The organism is Orlajensenia leifsoniae, from assembly GCF_004570845.1.
Classification (GTDB): Bacteria; Actinomycetota; Actinomycetes; order Actinomycetales; family Microbacteriaceae; genus Orlajensenia; species Orlajensenia leifsoniae.
Window position 1 is genome coordinate 86,762 of record NZ_SPQZ01000009.1, and the last position, 17,755, is coordinate 104,516.

Here is a 17,755-nt window from a genome sequence, read left to right on the forward strand (position 1 = left end):
CGTGCCGGGATGGTCCCCGAAACAGTCCCACGTGATGTTCGCATCTACGACCCCGGCCTCGAGAGCAAGGCCGCGTCAGTAGCCGAGCTGCATACCGGCATCCCCGGGATGCCACAGATCTGTACCGCATACCACTCGGTCCCGAATCTCTTCGTCGATGTAGGGCAGCTGTTCGTTGTCCGGCAACTCTTGGACTTCGCTGTTCAGCCGGCTGGCGGTGGGTCTTGCAGACGGCGCTGAGACGTCTTGGTCGGCTGGGTGCGCTTCGAGCCCCATCTGGGTAGCGGTCTGGGTCTGGAAGGTCATGGCTACTTCGTCGAGCCATCTCCACAGCACCGGCAAGTCATCGGCTGCTTCGACGAGATGCGAATTGATGGCTTTGTCCTCTGCTGACCAGCGCACGAGGGTCCCGCCATCGTCGTCGGCCCATTCCCACCAGAAGTGGAGTTCGTTGTCGAAGACTTGGTGGACGACGGCAAGTTGCGCTCGTCGGTTCATCGGGGTTCTCCTGGTTCCCTGGAGCCGGTCAGGGCCGGGTACTCCGCCGCCACGAGCATGGACGAGGGGAATGCGAGCATCTTCGAGCGAGGCCCGGCCCGGTCCGAACCAGGTGGAGGTGACAAAATCGTCAGCTCACGACCCACGATTTGATCCCGTGTGCTTCCGCTGGTCGGTGCGGATGAGCGTGGCCACGTCGGGACCATGAACGGTTCGGGAGTTCAACCATCGCGACCGATCGATCCGAGTGCCACGCAGTACCCGATCAAGTGACTCTCGATCACGGCAGATGCTCACCTGGATCACCGACCCGGTGGCCCCGCCGAGGGTCCGGATTAGTGCATTGCCGAGTTCGCGCGGGACGTCGAACGAGAGCTCGTATGGAGAAACCACGAGGACATGGATGCTGTGATCGTTCGCCTCGGGAATGGCTGCCGGCCCGGCCACGGCAACCGAGACTTCGTCTTCTCCCTGAAGTTCAACGAGATTGCGAATCGATTGGTAGATCTTCTCGTCGGCAGTCAGCAGGGTTGAGAGCGAGTTCCACGCGACGTGATGTCGGTCGATCGTATAGAGCGCCTCCTCGCCGTCCGCATCGATCAGAACCAGCCCAAGGGCCGAGAGTCGCTCGACAGTCGCCCGGAGATCGGCGTTCTTCAGCTTCGTCCTGGTTGCCAACTGCTTCCGACTGAGGCTCTTGCCGGACCGGGTCAGCACTCGCAAAACCGCTGCTGTTGGGTAGCCGAGTAGTTCGGCGCCGGGGGTGTCGATCAGCATGGCGGGCCTTTCGGTCTAGTCAGGTGGCGTGTGTCGGTTGGTCCGTCACCCGGAGGCCTATAAGTAGGCGGTACGCTGCGGCGCAATTGACTGATCGGGATTTCCCGCTCGGCAGCGAGGAAATTCGTGCCGACTGTCAGGTCGGGGTGGATGTCGTCGCCGCGCAACCATGAACGCAGTAGCTTCGGGGAGCCGCTGTCCAGAATCGTTCGGAGCTGGTTTGGTGCCTCCAGGTCCAAGGAGACGCCGGGTCCGCTGGTCGGTATCACGCTGAGCGCCTCGTCCCAGAGCGAGATCCGATGGTCCTTATGGCCGATGGGTCGGATGAAGAGCACTTCTTTGTCGGCTTCGTAGAGGGCTGATTCGATGTCTCGGGAGCCGTGAAGGGCGACCTTCGTGCCAGGCCCGGCGAGATCCGCGGCGAGCGCGCTAATCAGCCGCACCAAGTTCACACGCAGGTCCAGAAGCAGCACCACGCCTGGCCAGTACACGGAGTCTCGATTGAGGGACACCCGCTCGTGCCCATCCTGCCGGAGAAGCCCGGCGGCGATCAGGCGATCAATGGTGTGGCGTGTGCGTGCGGCCTTCCCGCCAACGACTATTCGCACGAAGTCGGTGTCCACGCCGTCGGGGAAGAGTCCGATTACACGAAGAATACGAGCCGTCCGGCGGCCGAAGAACTCCACTGCGAGGTCGATCTGGTACATGGATGTCGACTCCCTGTCTTTCAGCGGCATCCAGCGAGTCACGGGATGGGACTCTCGTAAAACCAGATCGTGATTGCCGGTCCTCTCACCGTAGAAGCAGGATCCCTCGGCTCGCAGCGGCACCGAGCAAGAAGTCGCCAACTCGGCGATTCGACTGATCAGCTGCTGGATGCTGTTCTCTTGGACGAGCACACAGAAAATTGGCAGGTGAGTTATCCGGCGGATCCTTGGGCGCCTCCGGGGGCACTCAGAGTGGTTCGGGCGCCCAATTTCTTCCAGCAGTTGATCGGCCGTCTCGGCCTACGTGGCTGTGGGAACCAGCGACTGGCTACTTGACGGTTTTGACGCACACTGCACACGGCAAGGGCTCAACCTGTCGAACGTAGGGCCTCGCCGTCTCGCCCGGAGGTTGGCGAACATGGGTGTCGATAGTCGTGTTAGATGGGCGATCGTGCCGCGGTTCCCCAGCCGTATGAGCCCGGCCAGCAGCCCAGATGGGTGTAATGCTGATCCGTATCCGTCCTGAGAAGTGAGAAGCCATGTCCCACGAAGCGCCGCCGCCGTACAGTCGGAGCCAAGCCGTTACGAGCCTTCGTGTAGGCGCGAACTGCCGACGTGGTGTTTCCCTGTTGGTGCCGTTGCGGGTGCTCTCGTGAGTGTGCAACGCACGTACAGCCATGGCGAACTCAAGCAGATCCTGCCGCCCGAAGAGGACGGCAATCACGGATTCGAGAGCGGCTACGAAGGGCAGCTCTACGTGCGACGACGGATTCCGCTCGCGCACATCATCGATCTCGACCGGCAGCCATATCCGCCGGAAGTGGTCGTGGAGTGGGCGCGGGGCCTTCGACCATCGACGGAGTTGGATGCCGGATCGATAAGACAGCTGGAGCTCATCGCGAAGGTTCGTGCCCGGAAGCCGCTGCCTCCGATCGTGGTTCGATACTGGGCCGGTGCCTTCATGCTTCTCGATGGCTCCCACCGCACGGTCGCCTATAGGGCGTTGGGCCGGAAGACGATCGAGGCGTTCGTGCGTCTGGAAGAGAAGCCCACAACTTAGTTTGGCAGTGCAGCATGGGCGTGGTCGCGGCTTGCAGCTATGTGCGCCACCCAAGCTGCGTAACCCATCCGCCACGAGTCCTCGCTTCGGCGCCGACAGCCGCTCGGCCCGTCAAGATCGTGTGGGAGGGCTTCTCCGCCAACGTCGAGTCCGCCGGAATGACCAGCACGCTGGACTGCGGGACCGTCCTTCGGCAACAATCCTCAGTGCGGTCGGGGAGACGCGAAGCCTCAGGCGTCAACGATGGTCGTCTGAACGACGGTGTCGAAGTCAATTGTGATGGGCACGAAGTCGTTGGCATTGACGAAGAGCCCTGACTGCCGGGCTTGGACCTCAGGTCGAAGCGGTGTGGTCAGTACTCCTCGGTATCCGCGGAAACGTCCGTTGAGGAGCGTCTCCGGGGTTGGCCCAAGGTGGAGCGTCGGATATGGGGCGACGTCAGCTTCTCGATCCCCGAAGTGAGCGGAGGCTGCGACGTGGAACATGGCCGTGTAGACCACGGCGATCATCCATGCCTCGGCCAGCACTACGGGTGGGTCGATGAGGAGCGACGTCAACTCAAGTCCCTGCTTGTGGTGAGGGTGGGGACGAGCTAGATAGGTGACCGCTGGTCGATCGAAGATCGGGGTGGACTTGCCATTCTGAAACGCGCTGACGGGGGCGTTTCCCTGCTCATCGAGCACCAGCCCCTGAACTAGCTCAACTCGGACATCGTTGCGTGCTCGAACGGCTAGCCCGTGTTTGAGCTTGTTGTGTGCAGCGTTCACCGTGAGTTCGTTGTCAGTGAGCAGATCAAGCGCCCGAGCCATCCACGCCCAGGCGGAATCGAACAAGCTGGTGACCGTTTCGCTCGAAGGTGTCCCGACGCGGAAGAAGGACTTATGGAAAAGGTGCTGGTCATCGGCAAGCCGGGCTTTCACCAGACCAACCACTTCGTACAGGCTGGTCGGCCCGTCGGTGATGGTTGCCCAAATTGAAATGCGGTTCGGGCCTGATGGTGTCGAGATCGCGTGCAGGAGCCTCAAAACGGCCTCCGCGACGTGGTGCCTAAGCGCCAGTGCGTCAACCGCAACTTGCAGCTTCCGATCATCATCCTCGAACTGGAGTAGATCCCTCCGTCCGAGGCCTAACGCACCGTAAAAGGCTTCGGTGGACGGTCCCGGGGTGCCGGCAGAGTCATGGCTCTGCAGGAGCGAGTTGATGCGCGCCGAGAAGTAGTTCAGCGGGCGAGATGAGAAGAACTCGTCGTCGAGTTCCTGAGCCTGCTCCGCGGTGAGTTTGGGACCATCGTGCGGCTTGATCATCAGCATGGCTGCCAACATACTGCCGGCTGGCGTTCTAGCCTCCGAAAGTCGCCTGCGGACTCGCCCGCGCCACCCTGAGTAGTCAACGAACTGCACCAAGGCCGCCCCCGCACTCCCGAGCACATGACACTCTCCACTTTGGCTCCGACACACAGGGCGGCCCTGCCGGGGTGCCCGCGGGTTGGCGGATTCCTTTCGTTGGCCTTCGGGAGGCGCTGCAGGAATCTGGTTCATCACTCAAACTCGTACTTGCGCGGCGGACGCACAGCTGCGGCGGCCCTGCCGTGGTGCCAGCTATGAGTACCGTGGATGGACGAGACCGACGACGAAATGGGCGGGCAAGAAGAATGGGTAAGGCAAGTACTGACAAAGCTCGCCGTCGCCAAGCGCGGGAAGTCGCCGCCAGAACGACGTTCTGGCATGGAGGCGTGGCAGGGCTGCAGGTCGGCGATCGGCTGCTGAGTCCCGAGCTGACGAATGCGATCAGCGTGTCGAATTACGATCCGATCGCCCGTAAGAACCGCGTCTACTTCACGACGGATCGTCAGCTTGCTCGGGCGTACGCGTCACTCATGACGGAAGGACTCGGGCATGGCGCCCTATATCGGGTGGCCCCAGTGGGAGATACGGAATCGGATCCTGACTTCCCTGCAGCTGGATTCCAAGCAAGAAGTGCACTCATCCTCGAGGTGGAGGAGTACGACACCCTTTTGTCGCCGTCCGAGGCAGGGCGAGCCCGTCAGCCATACACGACCTGGGACGACGGGCGCCTGATGTGGGATCGGCGCGGACAGATGCAGCTGAATCGTCACATGGAGGCGTATGGGCTAAACCAGGGGCATCTGAACCGGTTGCTCCCGTTGTGGGCGACACCGGAGGAAGCATCCCCGATCCTGAACGACCATCTACACAGGACCGAGGCGCGTGGGTCGGCCGGTAACAGGTCATCGAGCTGACGACGACGGCGGCCGCCGGCCCAAATGCCCTGAGAGGTGGGCGGCAGCTGCCGCATTCCGCACAGTGAGGGGCGTCGGTCGCCAGCTGTGAGTATCACCCGCCTGCTATGTATTTTCGTTGGGAAATCGTCGCCTCTCGGCTGGCAGATGGGTGTCGAGTCGCCATGGAACGTGCAGCTGTACACCGAACTCCTGAAGACGTGCCTCTTCCCGGGTATTGCCTTCCAGTCGAGCGATTATCCATGCCGCGAGAAGACAGAAGCCGGTGAGAGCATAGAGAACCTCGTGCTCGAAGAATGGCTCCGGCTCTGGTTGAAGGCGATACTCGCCGTCGACCTCGATGATGGCGTCCGTCTGAGATTCGTGTGACACGTGGCCCGTCTGGGAGAGGACCTTGTAAGTCGTCTTCAGAAACTTGATCGTGTCGAGCTGGCCGATGATTCCGGCTCCAGAGAATGGTGGGAGCTGCGGGCCGGTCGGATCAGGCAGCGCGGCTGCCCAGGCGTCACGTTCTGCGCTGGGGGAGCTGGCGGCAATCACGGCTGCGTACTTCTTCTGCGCTTGGCCGAGGCTGTTGTTCAAGCGTTCGATGCCGCCGACCGTGAGGAATGCATATTGCGCCGTAACGGCGTGCTCCATGGCTGCGCGGACGAGGACCTCACCTTCGGTCGTGAAGGCCTGCTTGCGGAGCAGGATGTACGCCCGTGCGAGTCGCCGCACTCGGTGAATCAAACCGAACAGCACAAGGAAATCGCTCTGGTATTCGGCAAGAACCATGATCTGTTCCGAATGACTCTTGTCCTGAAGAAACCGCAGAATGAACGCCTCGAGCGCTTCAGGGGACGGGAGCTCTGCCACGATGCGACGCTACTCGAAAGGCACAAGGTATGGGGGACCGGCGCGACTCGAATCCGCCAGCAACCTATGCGGTTGGTGCTGCGGTCACTTCTCAACCGTCCATGACGCCTCGAGGAGCGGGCGCGGTTGCTCCGATCTGATTTGGTCGAGAGTTCCGGATATGCGAGGCATCCGTCATTCGTGACCGGGCGTCGCTACTTTGGCGATGACCTTCTCGAAAGCCGTCTTCGCATCAGCGAGGTCGATCTTCTCCTGCTCGATCCGTCGGAATGGGACGTGGCCGGCGGTGGCTACGCTCGCGTAGGCCTCCGCTTCTTCCGAAGTCAGGTGTGGCAGGCGCGCAGTTGCGGCAGTCAACGGCGCGCCGCGTCGGTCGCGGTTCACGCCGTACTCCGCGTATCGGGCGCACGAGGGGGCGTCCATGAGGATTGAGTCGACTCGGATCCCTCGGGGCTGCAGCTCGCTACGCAGGTGGTCCAGGATGGCGAATCCGTCTGAGTCGATGTCGCCCCAGTAGACGAGTGTCGCCGCTTCCGTAATCCAGTCGATGCCCGCCAGCGATGATGCCGCGGCCTTCCCGTTGCCTTCGACGACGATGGTGTCGGGCAGCTCCGGGAACCAGAGCCGGCAGTCGCGGTTCTCGACGACGAGCACGTTCCTCGGCAGGTACGCGACCTTGTGGTGGTCCCCGGTCATCCAGGCGTCGTGCCGGCGTCCGCCGGTGGCGAGGTAGTCGGGGTCGACGTAGGTGAAGTGAGCGACCGACAGGCGCGGGCGGGTCTCCACTCGGATGTCGCGGCCGATGAGTGATCGGAGGAGGTTCTCGTGACCGCTCAGCCACTTGGAGTGCATCCCGGGGACGGGAAGCTGCCGAGTAGTCCACTCGCTGAGATCGGTGTGGCCTTCGAGCCATCCCACTGCGTCGATGACCACGTCGATGTCGGCGTCGGTGAGGCGGACGGTGCTCTTCAGGGTGGCTGGCGTCACCTCTGCGCCGGCTTCTCGCAGCCGAGCTGCCACGTTGCGCGCGCGATCGATGTCAACGCTCACGCCCTTCCCGCCGAGGGCGCATAGGACACCGAGCGCGGATTCGAGGGTGTCCCCATGGAGGCGGTGTGGCACGGCTGAACGGTTCCCGGCGACGGTGACATCGCTGCTCTCCACCCGGGCTCCGGGCACGCCGCTGAGGTCGGCGATGCCCCAACTGACTTTCCAGTCGTGCCAGACGTCGAAGCCCACTCGCTCGACGGATGCCGTTCCGGTGACCCCACTCCGGACAGCCACTGAGAATGGATGCTGTTCGCCGCCGGCCACTTCGGCGCAGACCCGCTCAGCCCAGGTGGTGTTCACGTGCTTCGCGACGGCGGCCGCGACGTCTGAGGGGCTGAGCAGGCGGGCGGTCACGCGGACTGCTCCGGCAGACCGACCTTCAGTTTCGCCCACGACCGGTTCTTGGTGTCCTTGAGGATGTCGTACTCCACGTCCACGTGCGGCTCGATGGCGCTGTACTTGTCGTTCGGAGCGCCGATGATCAGCTGGAAGCCGAGACCTCGCCAAGCGCCGATCGCGCGCGCAGTGAAGTGAGCGTCGGCCTTGATGAGGGCCTCGTCCAAGAACACGGGCGCGTACCGGGGGCGTTCCGCTCCGGCGTCACCGAGCTGGTAGCGCAGGGCTGCACCGACGATGAACGCGATGAGTTCCTGCGACTCGCCACCGGACTTCTCGCCGATGTGGTCGTACAGAGCCACGTGCTGGTTCGTCGCCGCGAGGATCCGCTCGGCGCTGACCCGGACATGGTTGCGGACGTCGACGAGCTCCTCGAAGTCCGGTGAGGTGCGGCGCATCCGGCTGATCAGCTTCGCCATCCGTCCATACACCTGCTCGCGCTCATCGTCCGTGGTCGCAGCATCGATGGCCGCGCGCACGTCACGGAGCTCACGACGGAACCGCTTCCGAACCTCGGACTGGTTCTCGCTGAGAGTGATCTGCAGCCGGTGGTCGTCGTCGTAGAACGGGAGGTCCCGCATGATGGCGTTGATCGGCTCGATCCGATCTCGGATCTCACGGGTCGCCTGCCCAAGCTTCGAGTCGAGGCTGGTGAGGTCGTTGCCGGAGAGCTTCAGCAGACTGTCACGCCACTCGTCTTGCAGGTCATGGAAGCCGCTCGTTTCAAGCTCGACCAGGATGCGGTCGAAGTCGGCGAACGACTGTTCCGGGTCGGCGAGCATGTTCGGGTTCGGCCACCGCTCGAGGAAGGCGGTCATGGTGCGACGGAGGGCGTCTCGTTGCTCCCCGAGTTGGTCGATGGCTGCCTGTTGGTCGGCTTCGAGGCGTCGGGCGGCTGAGGCGAGCGCGGCGTCGAACCGGTCCAGCACCTTTGAGGGGGTGGCTTCCGCAGTGGTGTCCGGCGCGAGGAACTGGGCATCGAGGTACGTCGACTGGTCATCGGAGAGGTCGCGCTTGGCATTCTCGGCGTCATCGATGACGATCTGCGCGGCGTCGACCTCGTCGGTGACGTTCGCCCAGAGTTGGGCGAGTCGCTCCTGCTCCTTCTTTGCGCCGCCGATGTCCTCCCGCAGGCTGGTGGCCTTCGCGGACACCATCTTGATCTGCGCCTTCAGGTCAGCGATCTCAGGGTTGCCGGCTGTGACCTCTTCGATGATCCCGGTCCAGCGATCGCGTTCCTGCTCAACGGATGTGACATCGACCTGGTCCCACGTCAGGCCGCGGACGGTCCTGTAAGCGGCATGCCGTTCCTCGACTGTGTCGAGAGCGAGGTTCGCCTCGTCGGCTGCGTCCTTCGCCGCGTTCGCTTGGACCCGCGTCGCCTCGATTCGAGCGTCGAGATCAGCGAGGTACCGCTGGTTCGAGTAGCCGAGAACGTTGGCGCGTCCGTGACCACCGTGAGCGCCGCGGTTGCCCTGCGAAGTCTGACCGGTGATAGTGAGGGCCATCCGGTGCTGGGACAGCTCGCGGGGCGAGTCGACGCAGACGAACGCGTACTGCTGCGCGAGACGATCCTGCAGCCACCCGGTGAACTGGCCGCCCTTGTGGTCGAGACGTCCGGGAAGGGTGCTCAGGTCACCGTCGCCGGCGAGAGCCATCCCAACGTGGACGCCCTCGTAACGCAGACGGTCAGCGGTGCGGACGGACTCGATGGCGGACCGGAACGCGGTCAGGTGCGCCACGTCGATCAGCAGCGTCGTAGCGAATCCGCCCAGTGCGAGGTTGAACGCTTCCCGCCACGGCTCGAACTCGGTCCGCACCTCGACGAGCTCGCCGACGAACGGGAGATCCTCCAGGGTGAGGCCGGCCGCTGCCGCCAGCAGAGCCCGGGACTCATGCAGCCGCTCCGAGATGTTGCCCTTACGGTCGACCGCCTTTCGACGCTCCGCCTCGAGGGAGGAGAGCTCCACACGGAGTGCCTTGCTCGTGCTGCTGGCTTCGACGAAGGCTTCGCGAGCCGTCGTCTTCGCATCGTCGGATCCGAGCGCCTTGGTAGCCGCGGCGGTCAGGGAGTCAAACTCTTTCGCCGTGGAGGCCTTGGCCTCGAGCACTGTGAGAGCTTCCTCGAGTCGGGCGTGCTCACGCTCCACGTCCGCGAGACGGAGGAGGGCGCCACGCAGCTCGCGGTTCGCGGTCTCGAGGCGGTCACCTCCAGCGGCGCGGAGGACATCGTTCAGGCTGTCACGTTCGAGCTCGGCCGCTTCAGCGAGGGCCTGTGTCTCCCGCACGAGCGCTTCGGCTGTGCGTGAGCTGGCGCGCAGCTCGTCCTCAACAGCACGGAGCATCTCCAGCCGGCGGTTCGCGCGCCACAGGGATGCGAGGGAGGACGGGTCAGAGAAGCGCCCGACGGCGTCGATGACTCGGAGGCGTTCAGCTGCTTCCTCGATCCGGGTCCGCATCCCACGGATCGGGGTGAGCGCCTGCACTTGCTGGCGGGCGTTCACCATCCGGTTCCGGGTGCCTTCCAGACGATCGAAATGAGCCACGACGGCGTCAGCGGTGCTCAGCGTCTCAGGCTCCTCGAGGACCATCCGCTTGTAGAGGTCATCGACGGTGGTGATCTGCTGGCCGGCCTGGATCCGGGCGAGCAGGCTGATGGCTTTCGCGCCGGAGCCGGCGGCGCCGATGCCGAGGACGTTGTGGAGTCGGGCGGAGAACTCCTTGTCGGTGGAGAAGGTCTCGAAGCCGGCAGCCTTGACGGAAGCGTCGCTGAGGCGCTGTTCCGCCGCACGTTCGAGCACGCCAAGACGGATCGCACCGTTCACTGTCGCGCGGACCTTGACGGTGTCATCGATGAGACGGGCGCCGGCGGGGATGTACCAGGCCCGGACGGCGGTGAACCGGGAACCGTCGTGGTCGACCCACGTCATTGCGATCGCGCTCCACGTGTCGCTGCCATCGCCGCGGAGCACCGTCAGCTTCGTGCCGTCCTCTGTGCGGGTCTCATCCGTCTTCCCGCGCCCGTAGGAGAGGATGTTGCGCTGGTCCGCGCCGCGAGGGCGGCCGGTGACGCCGCCGTTGGAGGCTCCATTGAACGGGGTGGTGTGCGGCATCATCAGGGCGACGTTCGCGTCCATGAGGGTGGACTTGCCAGAACCGGACCCGCCACAGAGCAGCGTCGCGGCGGGGGAGAACCGGATCCTGTGTGGGCCGTTGTCGTAGCCACCCCAGTTGATCAGCTGGAGCTCTTCGGCCAGCCATTGCTGACCACGCGATGCTGCCGGGATGAGCCCGAACAGGGTGTCGATCATCGTCACAGGGAGGCTCCTTCGAGGTCACGTTCATCCGCCAGGTCAGAGTCGGTGTCGTCGTCGAGATCGATGGAGCGCGATTGGCTCTTATGCTCAGCCAGCCACGTCACCAGCTCCCGGAGACGCCCCGAGCTGAGGACGATCTCCACCAACGGGGTGATGCGGTACCGACCTTCCGACTCCTCGTCAACAACACCTTCCTGACGGAGGCGGCCGAGCGCGGCGCGGATCATCTTCTGACGCTTGGCGGTGTCTCCGTCAGCGTCGGCGAAGTACGTCAGCACTGTCTGCTCGACGTCCTCGACATCCACGCGCGGCGACTCCTCGCCGGCGGTCGACTCCCGCTGGTAAACGGTGCGGAGGTGGACGAGCACGAGGGTCTCAGAGCGCGTGTAAGCCTCATCCCTCAGCAGGATCGGGATGTCGAGCTCGTCGGAACGGATCTGCTGCTTGTACGCGACACCGCGGTCACGGTCGACCTCGAGTCGGAGGAACAGGTCGTTCAGTCGCGACTCGATGACGTTCTGGTGCTCGAGCAGGACGGCCCAGTCGCCGCGGTTCCTGTCGGCAAGGAGGAACCGGCGCTGCACGAGGCGGACCAGGACTCGTCGCACCTCGGGGTCGAGTCTCCCGCGGTCGCCGGCGAAGAGTCGGTCGGGGTCTTCCTCCATCGCGACGGGGGCGATGAAGGACTCGTCCGCCGTCGGGGATTCGAGGTCTTCTTCGTGGTCAGTCATCGTTGGTCTCTTTCGCAGTGCGGGCTGTCACGCTGCCGAAGGCAAACCTGCGGCTCGTCCCGTCGGGTCGGATGGTCTCGACGACGGAGACGCTGTCGCTCTCGGTCATGCCGTTGCGGTGGGCGATCTCCAGCAGGCCGAGGAGGTCGACCGGCCGACGGGTGTTGTCGTCAGCGCCGTCGAACGCTGCTGCGAGGTCGAACTCGTCACCGAGCGTCCCGACGTACTCCTCGAGCTCCCGGTAACGGGGTCCGCCCCAGGCCCGGGTGTCGGCGTCGATGAACTCGACGTCGTCGGACTCGGTGAGCGGTTCGGGGGCGCCGGGTGGGCGGAGGTCGTCGAGGGTCTGTCGGAGGTGGCCGACCTCGGCGACGGAGAAGCTTCGTATCGGTTCGACGCGGTCGCTGAACTTCGAGGTCTGCATCCAGTCGTGGAGGCCGGACATGGCGCTGCGGAGCAGGTCATCGACTTGCCGGTCACGGACCGGGTCGTGCGTGCGCACCTGTGACGTGATCACCTGGGATGCCCGTCGCTGCGCGGTCAGGACTTCCTGGACACCCTGCTCGACGAGGCGACCGATGGCGTCGAGGTCGATGCGCTGAGCTGGGGTGAGGAGTCTCGCGAAGGGCTGAGCGAGGAGGGTGTGCAGCTGGGTGGTCAGACGGTCGATGTGTTCCGGGCTGCCGATCAGGCGCAGCGCTCCGTCGAACGCGCGGCCTTCTGCTGTCGCTTGCATGACGTGCTGGCCGGCTTCGAGGTACTCGCGCAGGATCTCACCGGTCGGACGGACGTCCCGGCGGAGTTCGGCGACGACCTGGCGCTGCATGGCCTTGATCGACTCGGCCACTCGTGAGAAGTCGGCCGGGAGCTCTCGCGTGAGGTGGATGACGTTCTCTGCCTCTTCGAGGAGCTGCTCGTCATCGATGGGTTCCGCCTCGCCACGTTCGAGGCGTGCGATCTCCCCGTCGAGCGTGGCACGCTCTTCCTTCAGCCTGGCGATCCGCTCTGCGGGGTCAGACTCGGCGTCGCGGGCGAGGCGGTCGACGGCGTCCAGGAGGGTCCGGACCCGGGAACGTGACACACGCCCGGTGGTGCCGCCGGCGCGGCCTGCTACCTCGAGTGCACCGACCGCGTGAGCGGACAGGCGGTACACCTCGGTGTCGTCTTCGAGCTGAGGCACGAGCCACCCGAGCTTCACCCAGTAACGGCAGATCTCGCGGGCGGTGCCACCAGGCAGTCGCCGGTCGTCTTCGTCGTAGCCGGCAGCTCGAAGCTGGTCGACGGACTCGCCGACTTCGGCGTGAGCATCAGCGATAGCGACCGAGGTCCGGCCGGTCGTGAACATGATCGACAGCATGGCGATGACGAACGGTGCGTAGCGCCCGTGGAGGAGGTCGAGTGTCGGATTCTTAAATGCTGTGAGCGACCGCTGGTAAGCGGCTTCGGCGCGGGTATTCGACATCGCAGCAACCATAGTCGGTGGCTGCGACACTGGTGACGCGCCCATCCGCACCCCACCCACGGAGGTCCTTATGACGCAAGAACGCTGGCAGAAACTGACCGAATGGCCGCTTGCCGCAGCCGCCCTCATCTTCCTCATCGCCTACTCGATCGAGGTGATCGCACAACCACCGGCAGACACCACCGCGTGGCTCGAACTGATCATCTGGATCACTTGGGGGATATTCCTAGCCGACTACATCGTCAACCTCATACTCGCCAAGCAACGCTGGCATTGGTTCTACACCCACCTGTTCGACCTGCTCATCGTCGTCCTACCGATGCTCCGGCCACTCCGGCTCCTCCGTCTGGTGACGCTGCTCACCATCCTGAACCGCACCGCCGGGGCGGCATTCCGCGGCCGCGTCATCGTCTACGCCGCCGGAGCCGCCGCCCTCCTCGTCTACGTCGCCGCGCTCGCTGTCCTCGACGCTGAACGAGGCGGGAGCGGATCGATCCAAACATTCCAGGACGGACTGTGGTGGGCGTTCGTGACCATCACCACAGTGGGCTACGGAGACTACTTCCCGGTCACCGGCACCGGACAACTCGTCGCGGTCGGCGTCATGATTGGCGGCATCGCCCTTATCGGTGTCGTTACCGCCACCCTCGCGTCGTGGATCGTCGAGAAGGTCGAGCAGAACGCAGAGAAGAAGGAAGCGCTGGAGGAAGCGGCAACCCGGCGGGAGATCGGCGAACTCACCGCTGAGATCACGGCGCTCCGAGCGATCATCGAATCCCTGGCCGACGGCCGCAGTCACGAATCGGTGAGCTGATGTTGCTGACCGCCCGCAGCCGAGCAACTGGGCTCCTGAGGCGGAGGCCGGAAGGGAGTCCTTCGCGGCAGGCCTCGGGATCAAACCTCCACTATCGAACTGAGCTGCCAGATCGACCACCCGAGTGATCTTTCGCCGGGGCGAACAGCGCGCGTGAGAGGGAGGCTCTTCTCCCTCACGGAGATCGGTTCCCGCTCGCTCAGACCACTCGCGGTTATGACTTGTTAGTCCATTCTCCGAATCGTTATTCTCGGGCACATGCCCGAGCCATTCGTTACTCTTCCCGGGCGCAACGAAGCGCCCACATGGGGAGCGCCCTCGATCGATGATCAGATCACTAAATACAAGGAGGGTCCGTTAGAACAGCAAAGCTTCATTTTCAAAGCATGTGCCGGGAGCGCGTTTGCCAACAGGTTCAAGCATCCAGGGGCCTTCGATCACTCCGATACGGATGAGTGGCTCCATCGGCTCGGCGAATGGTTCAGCTGGACGGACGATCAGATCGCTGAGGCGATGAAAGAGGCCGCTCGCGTCGATTCAGACGTCAGCGATTGGGAATTTGATCGACCGGAATAAACAGGCATGCGATTGAGGACGCAGCTTGTTTTGCTTCATGGTTAGTGGAGCATCGCGGCACGCGGCGTGCCCAATCGCTTTGGGCGAATGCCTGATCCGGAACGATGGAGCTACAGGAAACAGTCAGCGTGGTCGTCGTGGGAAGCGTCGCGAAGACGGCCGTTGCACAAAGTAACGCCATGATATTCGCAGTGGCGCAGTGTGACTGCACGGCGCGGCAGTGTCTGAATTGGCGACACAGTCAGTCGGCACACGGTCCGCTACCCAACACCACGGTAGACGAGCGCGTCACACCTGAGAGATAGGCCGGCGCCGATAGGGTCCAGTCGACAGGGTCGGCGGCGGATGCCCAGCGATCGTAAATCGACAGGGAAGCCGACAGGTGCGGAGATGGCTAAGGCGCAAATCACCCGGATCCGCAAAGTCGCGAATTATCGCGCGTTTCAGAGCTGGACAGATGAAGGTCGCGCCAAGCCGCTTGCCCGGGTGAACGTCCTCTACGGCACCAACGGAAGTGGCAAAAGCACTCTCGCGAGTCTGTTTCGTGACTGTTCTGACCCCGATTCTGTACCACACGGTTCTCAGATCGAGATAGACGTAGACGCCGCGGGAACCATGGTCCTCGCCACGGAGCATTCTTCGGAGTTTTGGTCGCGCGTACGCGTATTCAACGCGGATTACGTAAGGGAGAATCTCCGGTTCGATGACGACGAGGGGCCAAGTTCCGACAGCCTCCTCACGCTCGGCAAGCCCAATGTGAAGGCGGCAGAGGAGCTGATTTCAGCGGAGGCGCGCAAGGATGAGTTGACCCCGAAGGCTCGATCAGCCATGTCTGAGGCGAGGTCTGCAGAAAAGCTGTTGCAGCGGCGAATGACTGAGATCGCCGGCGAGGTGGTGGAGGACCTTCGCCAGTCGCCCGTCGCCACATACCGAGCGACGAATACATACACGAAAGCAAGCGTGCGCAAGCTGCTCGAAGGAGATGCCTCGGTCTTCGACGGCGCATCAACCGACATAGCGGCGGACAGGGCTACGGCGGTTTCGAGCGCGATGCCCAGTGTTTCGGTGATTGGGACAGAATCTGAGATTGATGCGACGGCACTTTTTCAAAGAGCTCGAGGTCTATTGTCCGAGCAGGTTTCGGCCAGAGTTATAGAGGAGCTCCGGAACCATCCCGATCGCGCAATATGGGTACAGGCGGGCATTCCGCTTCACGCGAACCTGAACACGTGCCTCTTTTGCGGTGAGGGAATTTCAGACCAGCGGCGAGATCAACTGGTGGCGCACTTCGATGACGCGGTCACGGCGCTTCAGGGGCAAATCGACCAAGTTGTCACAGTGCTCGAATCATCCGTTCTGAGGAAAAAGGAGTTCAGTTCCCTTATACCTGGCGACGGCGACCTCTACCCCGAACTCGCTGGCGAGCTACGGACCGCAAGATCGGCATATCGCGACGCCCAAGACAGGTACGCAAAGAGCGCCAGCGAACTTATCGATCTCCTCGGCTCCAAGAGGGCGAACCCTTTCCAGAAACTTGACGTGCCGGACAACCAGTTGCCGCTTGAACCGCCATCGATCGCCGGCGTTCTGGCTGTAGTTGGGAAGCATTCCAAGAAGAGAGACCTGCACAGCCAAGCCGCGGCCGCTGCCGCACGACGAGTCGAACTCGCGCGCGTGAGGGCATTTTCTGAGGAGTACGCCGAACGCGCCCAAGAAGTGCGTGACAAAGAGGAGCAGGCGAACGACTTCGACACGGAACTTCGTTTACTCGGGCAGCGAATCGTGGCGCTGCGAAACGTCAGCGCAGATCCTGTGCCGACTGCAGAGATTCTGACCCGCGACGTAGAGAGGCTCCTCGGGCGCGGAGATTTGAGGTTCCAAACCACAACGGACGGCAAACACTATCGGATCGAACGAAGCGATGAGCCCGCGACGCACCTGAGCGAAGGCGAGCGCACGGCGATCGCATTGCTGCATTTTCTCGCCAGCATCCGAAGAGAAGTGGTGCCCGGAGATGAACCGATCGTGGTCATCGATGACCCCGTTTCGAGCCTGGATGACAGCATCCTTTTCGGGGTCTCTTCATTTCTATGGGCGGCACTAGTCGGAGATAACTTCGCGAGCCAAATCCTCCTGTTTACGCACAACTTTGAGCTCTTTCGCCAATGGATCATCCAGTTAGAGAACGCTGGACGACATCTTGAAGGCGGCTACACGGTGCACGAGATTCGAATGCGGTACAGGCCGCATCGTTCGGGAGTGCTGCGTCGGTTGCCGCAACTTGACCCTTGGACCGAAGATAGAAGACAGAGTCGGCGTCTCAGGTCGTTGTATCACTTTCTCTTCGCACGGGTTGCAACGGCCGTCATTGATGCGACTCCGGACCTCAGCCTCGCAGAACGCATGGACTTGCTCGCGCTCGCACCAAACGCGGCGCGCAAGATGATGGAAGCATTCTTGAGCTTCCGCTACCCGGAGCACATCGGAGACTTTCATGCTGGAATGCGAGCTGCGATCGGCGCTGTCCACGACCAGTCGATCCGAACCCACGTAGAGAGGTACCTACACGCCTACTCACACAACGAAGAAGGCAATGTTTCGGCGATGCTCGATCCGAGTGAGGCTACGGTCGTGCTACGCTCGCTGTTCAGCATGATGAGCGCCGTGGATCAAGACCACTTCTCCTCGATGTGTCGGGCCCTGCTAATCGACGAGAGTGAGCTCATGGCTGTTCCACACGGTCGCGGATCGCCGGGTTGACTAGGAGCCAGACGCATTGCGCGGGGAGACAACGTGACTCAGCGAGTGGTGCGCGGCAATGCAGAGCAGACCGTCACAAACGTTTAGATGGTGTTGTTCGCTCAACGGATCGGCCGCCATCTCTGCGCCCGGGCTCGACTGAGCGGTTCTAAGTCAGGCGCGCTCTATACCTCTGAGTCATCCGCGCGCCTATCATCGTGTCATGGTTGATAAATCTGAGGGTCAGTACCAACTCAGTACTGATCCGGCCGCAGAGGTTCGCGGGTCGTTCGGCAAGGGCGCTGCCCGCAAGATCCGCGCCGTCGGCAAGATCCCGGCCGTCATCTACGGCCACGGTTCCGACCCCCGCCACGTGACCCTGCCCGCCCATCAGATCGGACTCATCCTCCGCAAGGCCAACGCCCTGCTCGAGCTCGACATCGACGGCAAGACCGAGCTCGTGCTCGTCAAGGACGTGCAGAAGGACCCGGTCCGCCAGATCATCGAGCA

General features: G+C 63.2%; 16 protein-coding genes. 7 read left to right on the forward strand and 9 right to left on the reverse strand.

The window, feature by feature from the left end; genetic code table 11:
• Positions 1–75 precede the first annotated feature (75 nt).
• The 3 genes from E4M00_RS17110 to E4M00_RS17120 form a co-directional block, all read right to left on the reverse strand.
• Positions 76–498, reverse strand: coding sequence for a hypothetical protein (locus tag E4M00_RS17110; protein WP_135121681.1), 423 nt, complete (start codon positions 496–498; stop codon positions 76–78).
• 135 nt (positions 499–633) lie between these two features.
• Positions 634–1,275: a hypothetical protein gene (locus tag E4M00_RS17115; protein WP_135121682.1), complete on the reverse strand. Its 642-nt coding sequence runs from the start codon at positions 1,273–1,275 to the stop codon at positions 634–636.
• A complete protein-coding gene (locus tag E4M00_RS17120; RefSeq protein ID WP_135121683.1) occupies positions 1,269–2,174 on the reverse strand; it encodes a hypothetical protein in 906 nt (301 codons plus the stop codon). Before E4M00_RS17120 ends, E4M00_RS17115 begins: the two co-directional genes overlap by 7 nt.
• A 460-nt stretch (positions 2,175–2,634) precedes the next feature.
• On the opposite strand from E4M00_RS17120, the gene E4M00_RS17125 reads away from it, so the two are divergent.
• Complete coding sequence (locus E4M00_RS17125) at positions 2,635–3,042, forward strand: ParB/RepB/Spo0J family partition protein (RefSeq protein ID WP_167756950.1); 408 nt, start codon at positions 2,635–2,637, stop codon at positions 3,040–3,042.
• Between the two features lie 230 nt (positions 3,043–3,272).
• Here E4M00_RS17125 and E4M00_RS17130 read toward each other — a convergent pair whose 3' ends face one another.
• The gene (locus tag E4M00_RS17130) at positions 3,273–4,352 is read right to left on the reverse strand and encodes a hypothetical protein (RefSeq protein ID WP_135121685.1); all 1,080 of its coding nucleotides are present in this window, start codon (positions 4,350–4,352) and stop codon (positions 3,273–3,275) included.
• A gap of 303 nt (positions 4,353–4,655) precedes the next feature.
• Here E4M00_RS17130 and E4M00_RS17930 point away from each other — a divergent pair, with 303 nt between their 5' ends.
• Entirely contained in the window at positions 4,656–4,808 is a 153-nt protein-coding gene (locus E4M00_RS17930; protein WP_167756941.1) for a hypothetical protein, read from the forward strand.
• On the forward strand, positions 4,775–5,302 hold the full coding sequence (locus E4M00_RS18295; protein ID WP_167756951.1) for an NAD(+)--rifampin ADP-ribosyltransferase: 528 nt from the start codon (positions 4,775–4,777) through the stop codon (positions 5,300–5,302). The genes E4M00_RS17930 and E4M00_RS18295 overlap by 34 nt, the downstream gene beginning before the upstream one ends.
• Positions 5,303–5,407: 105 nt before the next feature.
• Here E4M00_RS18295 and E4M00_RS17140 read toward each other — a convergent pair whose 3' ends face one another.
• From E4M00_RS17140 to E4M00_RS17160, 5 genes are all read right to left on the reverse strand, one after another.
• Complete coding sequence (locus E4M00_RS17140) at positions 5,408–6,160, reverse strand: hypothetical protein (protein WP_135121687.1); 753 nt, start codon at positions 6,158–6,160, stop codon at positions 5,408–5,410.
• Between the two features lie 174 nt (positions 6,161–6,334).
• A complete protein-coding gene (locus E4M00_RS17145) occupies positions 6,335–7,603 on the reverse strand; it encodes a Wadjet anti-phage system protein JetD domain-containing protein (RefSeq protein ID WP_338033201.1) in 1,269 nt (422 codons plus the stop codon).
• Complete coding sequence (locus E4M00_RS17150) at positions 7,561–10,923, reverse strand: ATP-binding protein (protein WP_135121689.1); 3,363 nt, start codon at positions 10,921–10,923, stop codon at positions 7,561–7,563. Before E4M00_RS17150 ends, E4M00_RS17145 begins: the two co-directional genes overlap by 43 nt.
• Positions 10,920–11,654, reverse strand: coding sequence for a DUF4194 domain-containing protein (locus tag E4M00_RS17155; protein ID WP_204773037.1), 735 nt, complete (start codon positions 11,652–11,654; stop codon positions 10,920–10,922). The genes E4M00_RS17150 and E4M00_RS17155 overlap by 4 nt, the downstream gene beginning before the upstream one ends.
• On the reverse strand, positions 11,647–13,116 hold the full coding sequence (locus tag E4M00_RS17160) for a DUF3375 domain-containing protein (RefSeq protein ID WP_135121690.1): 1,470 nt from the start codon (positions 13,114–13,116) through the stop codon (positions 11,647–11,649). The genes E4M00_RS17155 and E4M00_RS17160 overlap by 8 nt, the downstream gene beginning before the upstream one ends.
• 70 nt (positions 13,117–13,186) lie before the next feature.
• On the opposite strand from E4M00_RS17160, the gene E4M00_RS17165 reads away from it, so the two are divergent.
• The 4 genes from E4M00_RS17165 to E4M00_RS17180 all read left to right on the forward strand — a co-directional run.
• Positions 13,187–13,930 (forward strand): potassium channel family protein, encoded by a 744-nt coding sequence (locus E4M00_RS17165; protein WP_135121691.1) that lies wholly within the window; start codon positions 13,187–13,189, stop codon positions 13,928–13,930.
• A gap of 258 nt (positions 13,931–14,188) precedes the next feature.
• A complete protein-coding gene (locus E4M00_RS17170) occupies positions 14,189–14,506 on the forward strand; it encodes a hypothetical protein (protein ID WP_135121692.1) in 318 nt (105 codons plus the stop codon).
• Between the two features lie 345 nt (positions 14,507–14,851).
• Positions 14,852–17,266, forward strand: a complete 2,415-nt coding sequence (locus tag E4M00_RS17175) for an AAA family ATPase (protein ID WP_135121693.1) — start codon at positions 14,852–14,854, stop codon at positions 17,264–17,266.
• A gap of 202 nt (positions 17,267–17,468) precedes the next feature.
• Positions 17,469–17,755: 50S ribosomal protein L25 (locus E4M00_RS17180; RefSeq protein WP_135121694.1), on the forward strand; the 287-nt coding region annotated here is incomplete at its 3' end.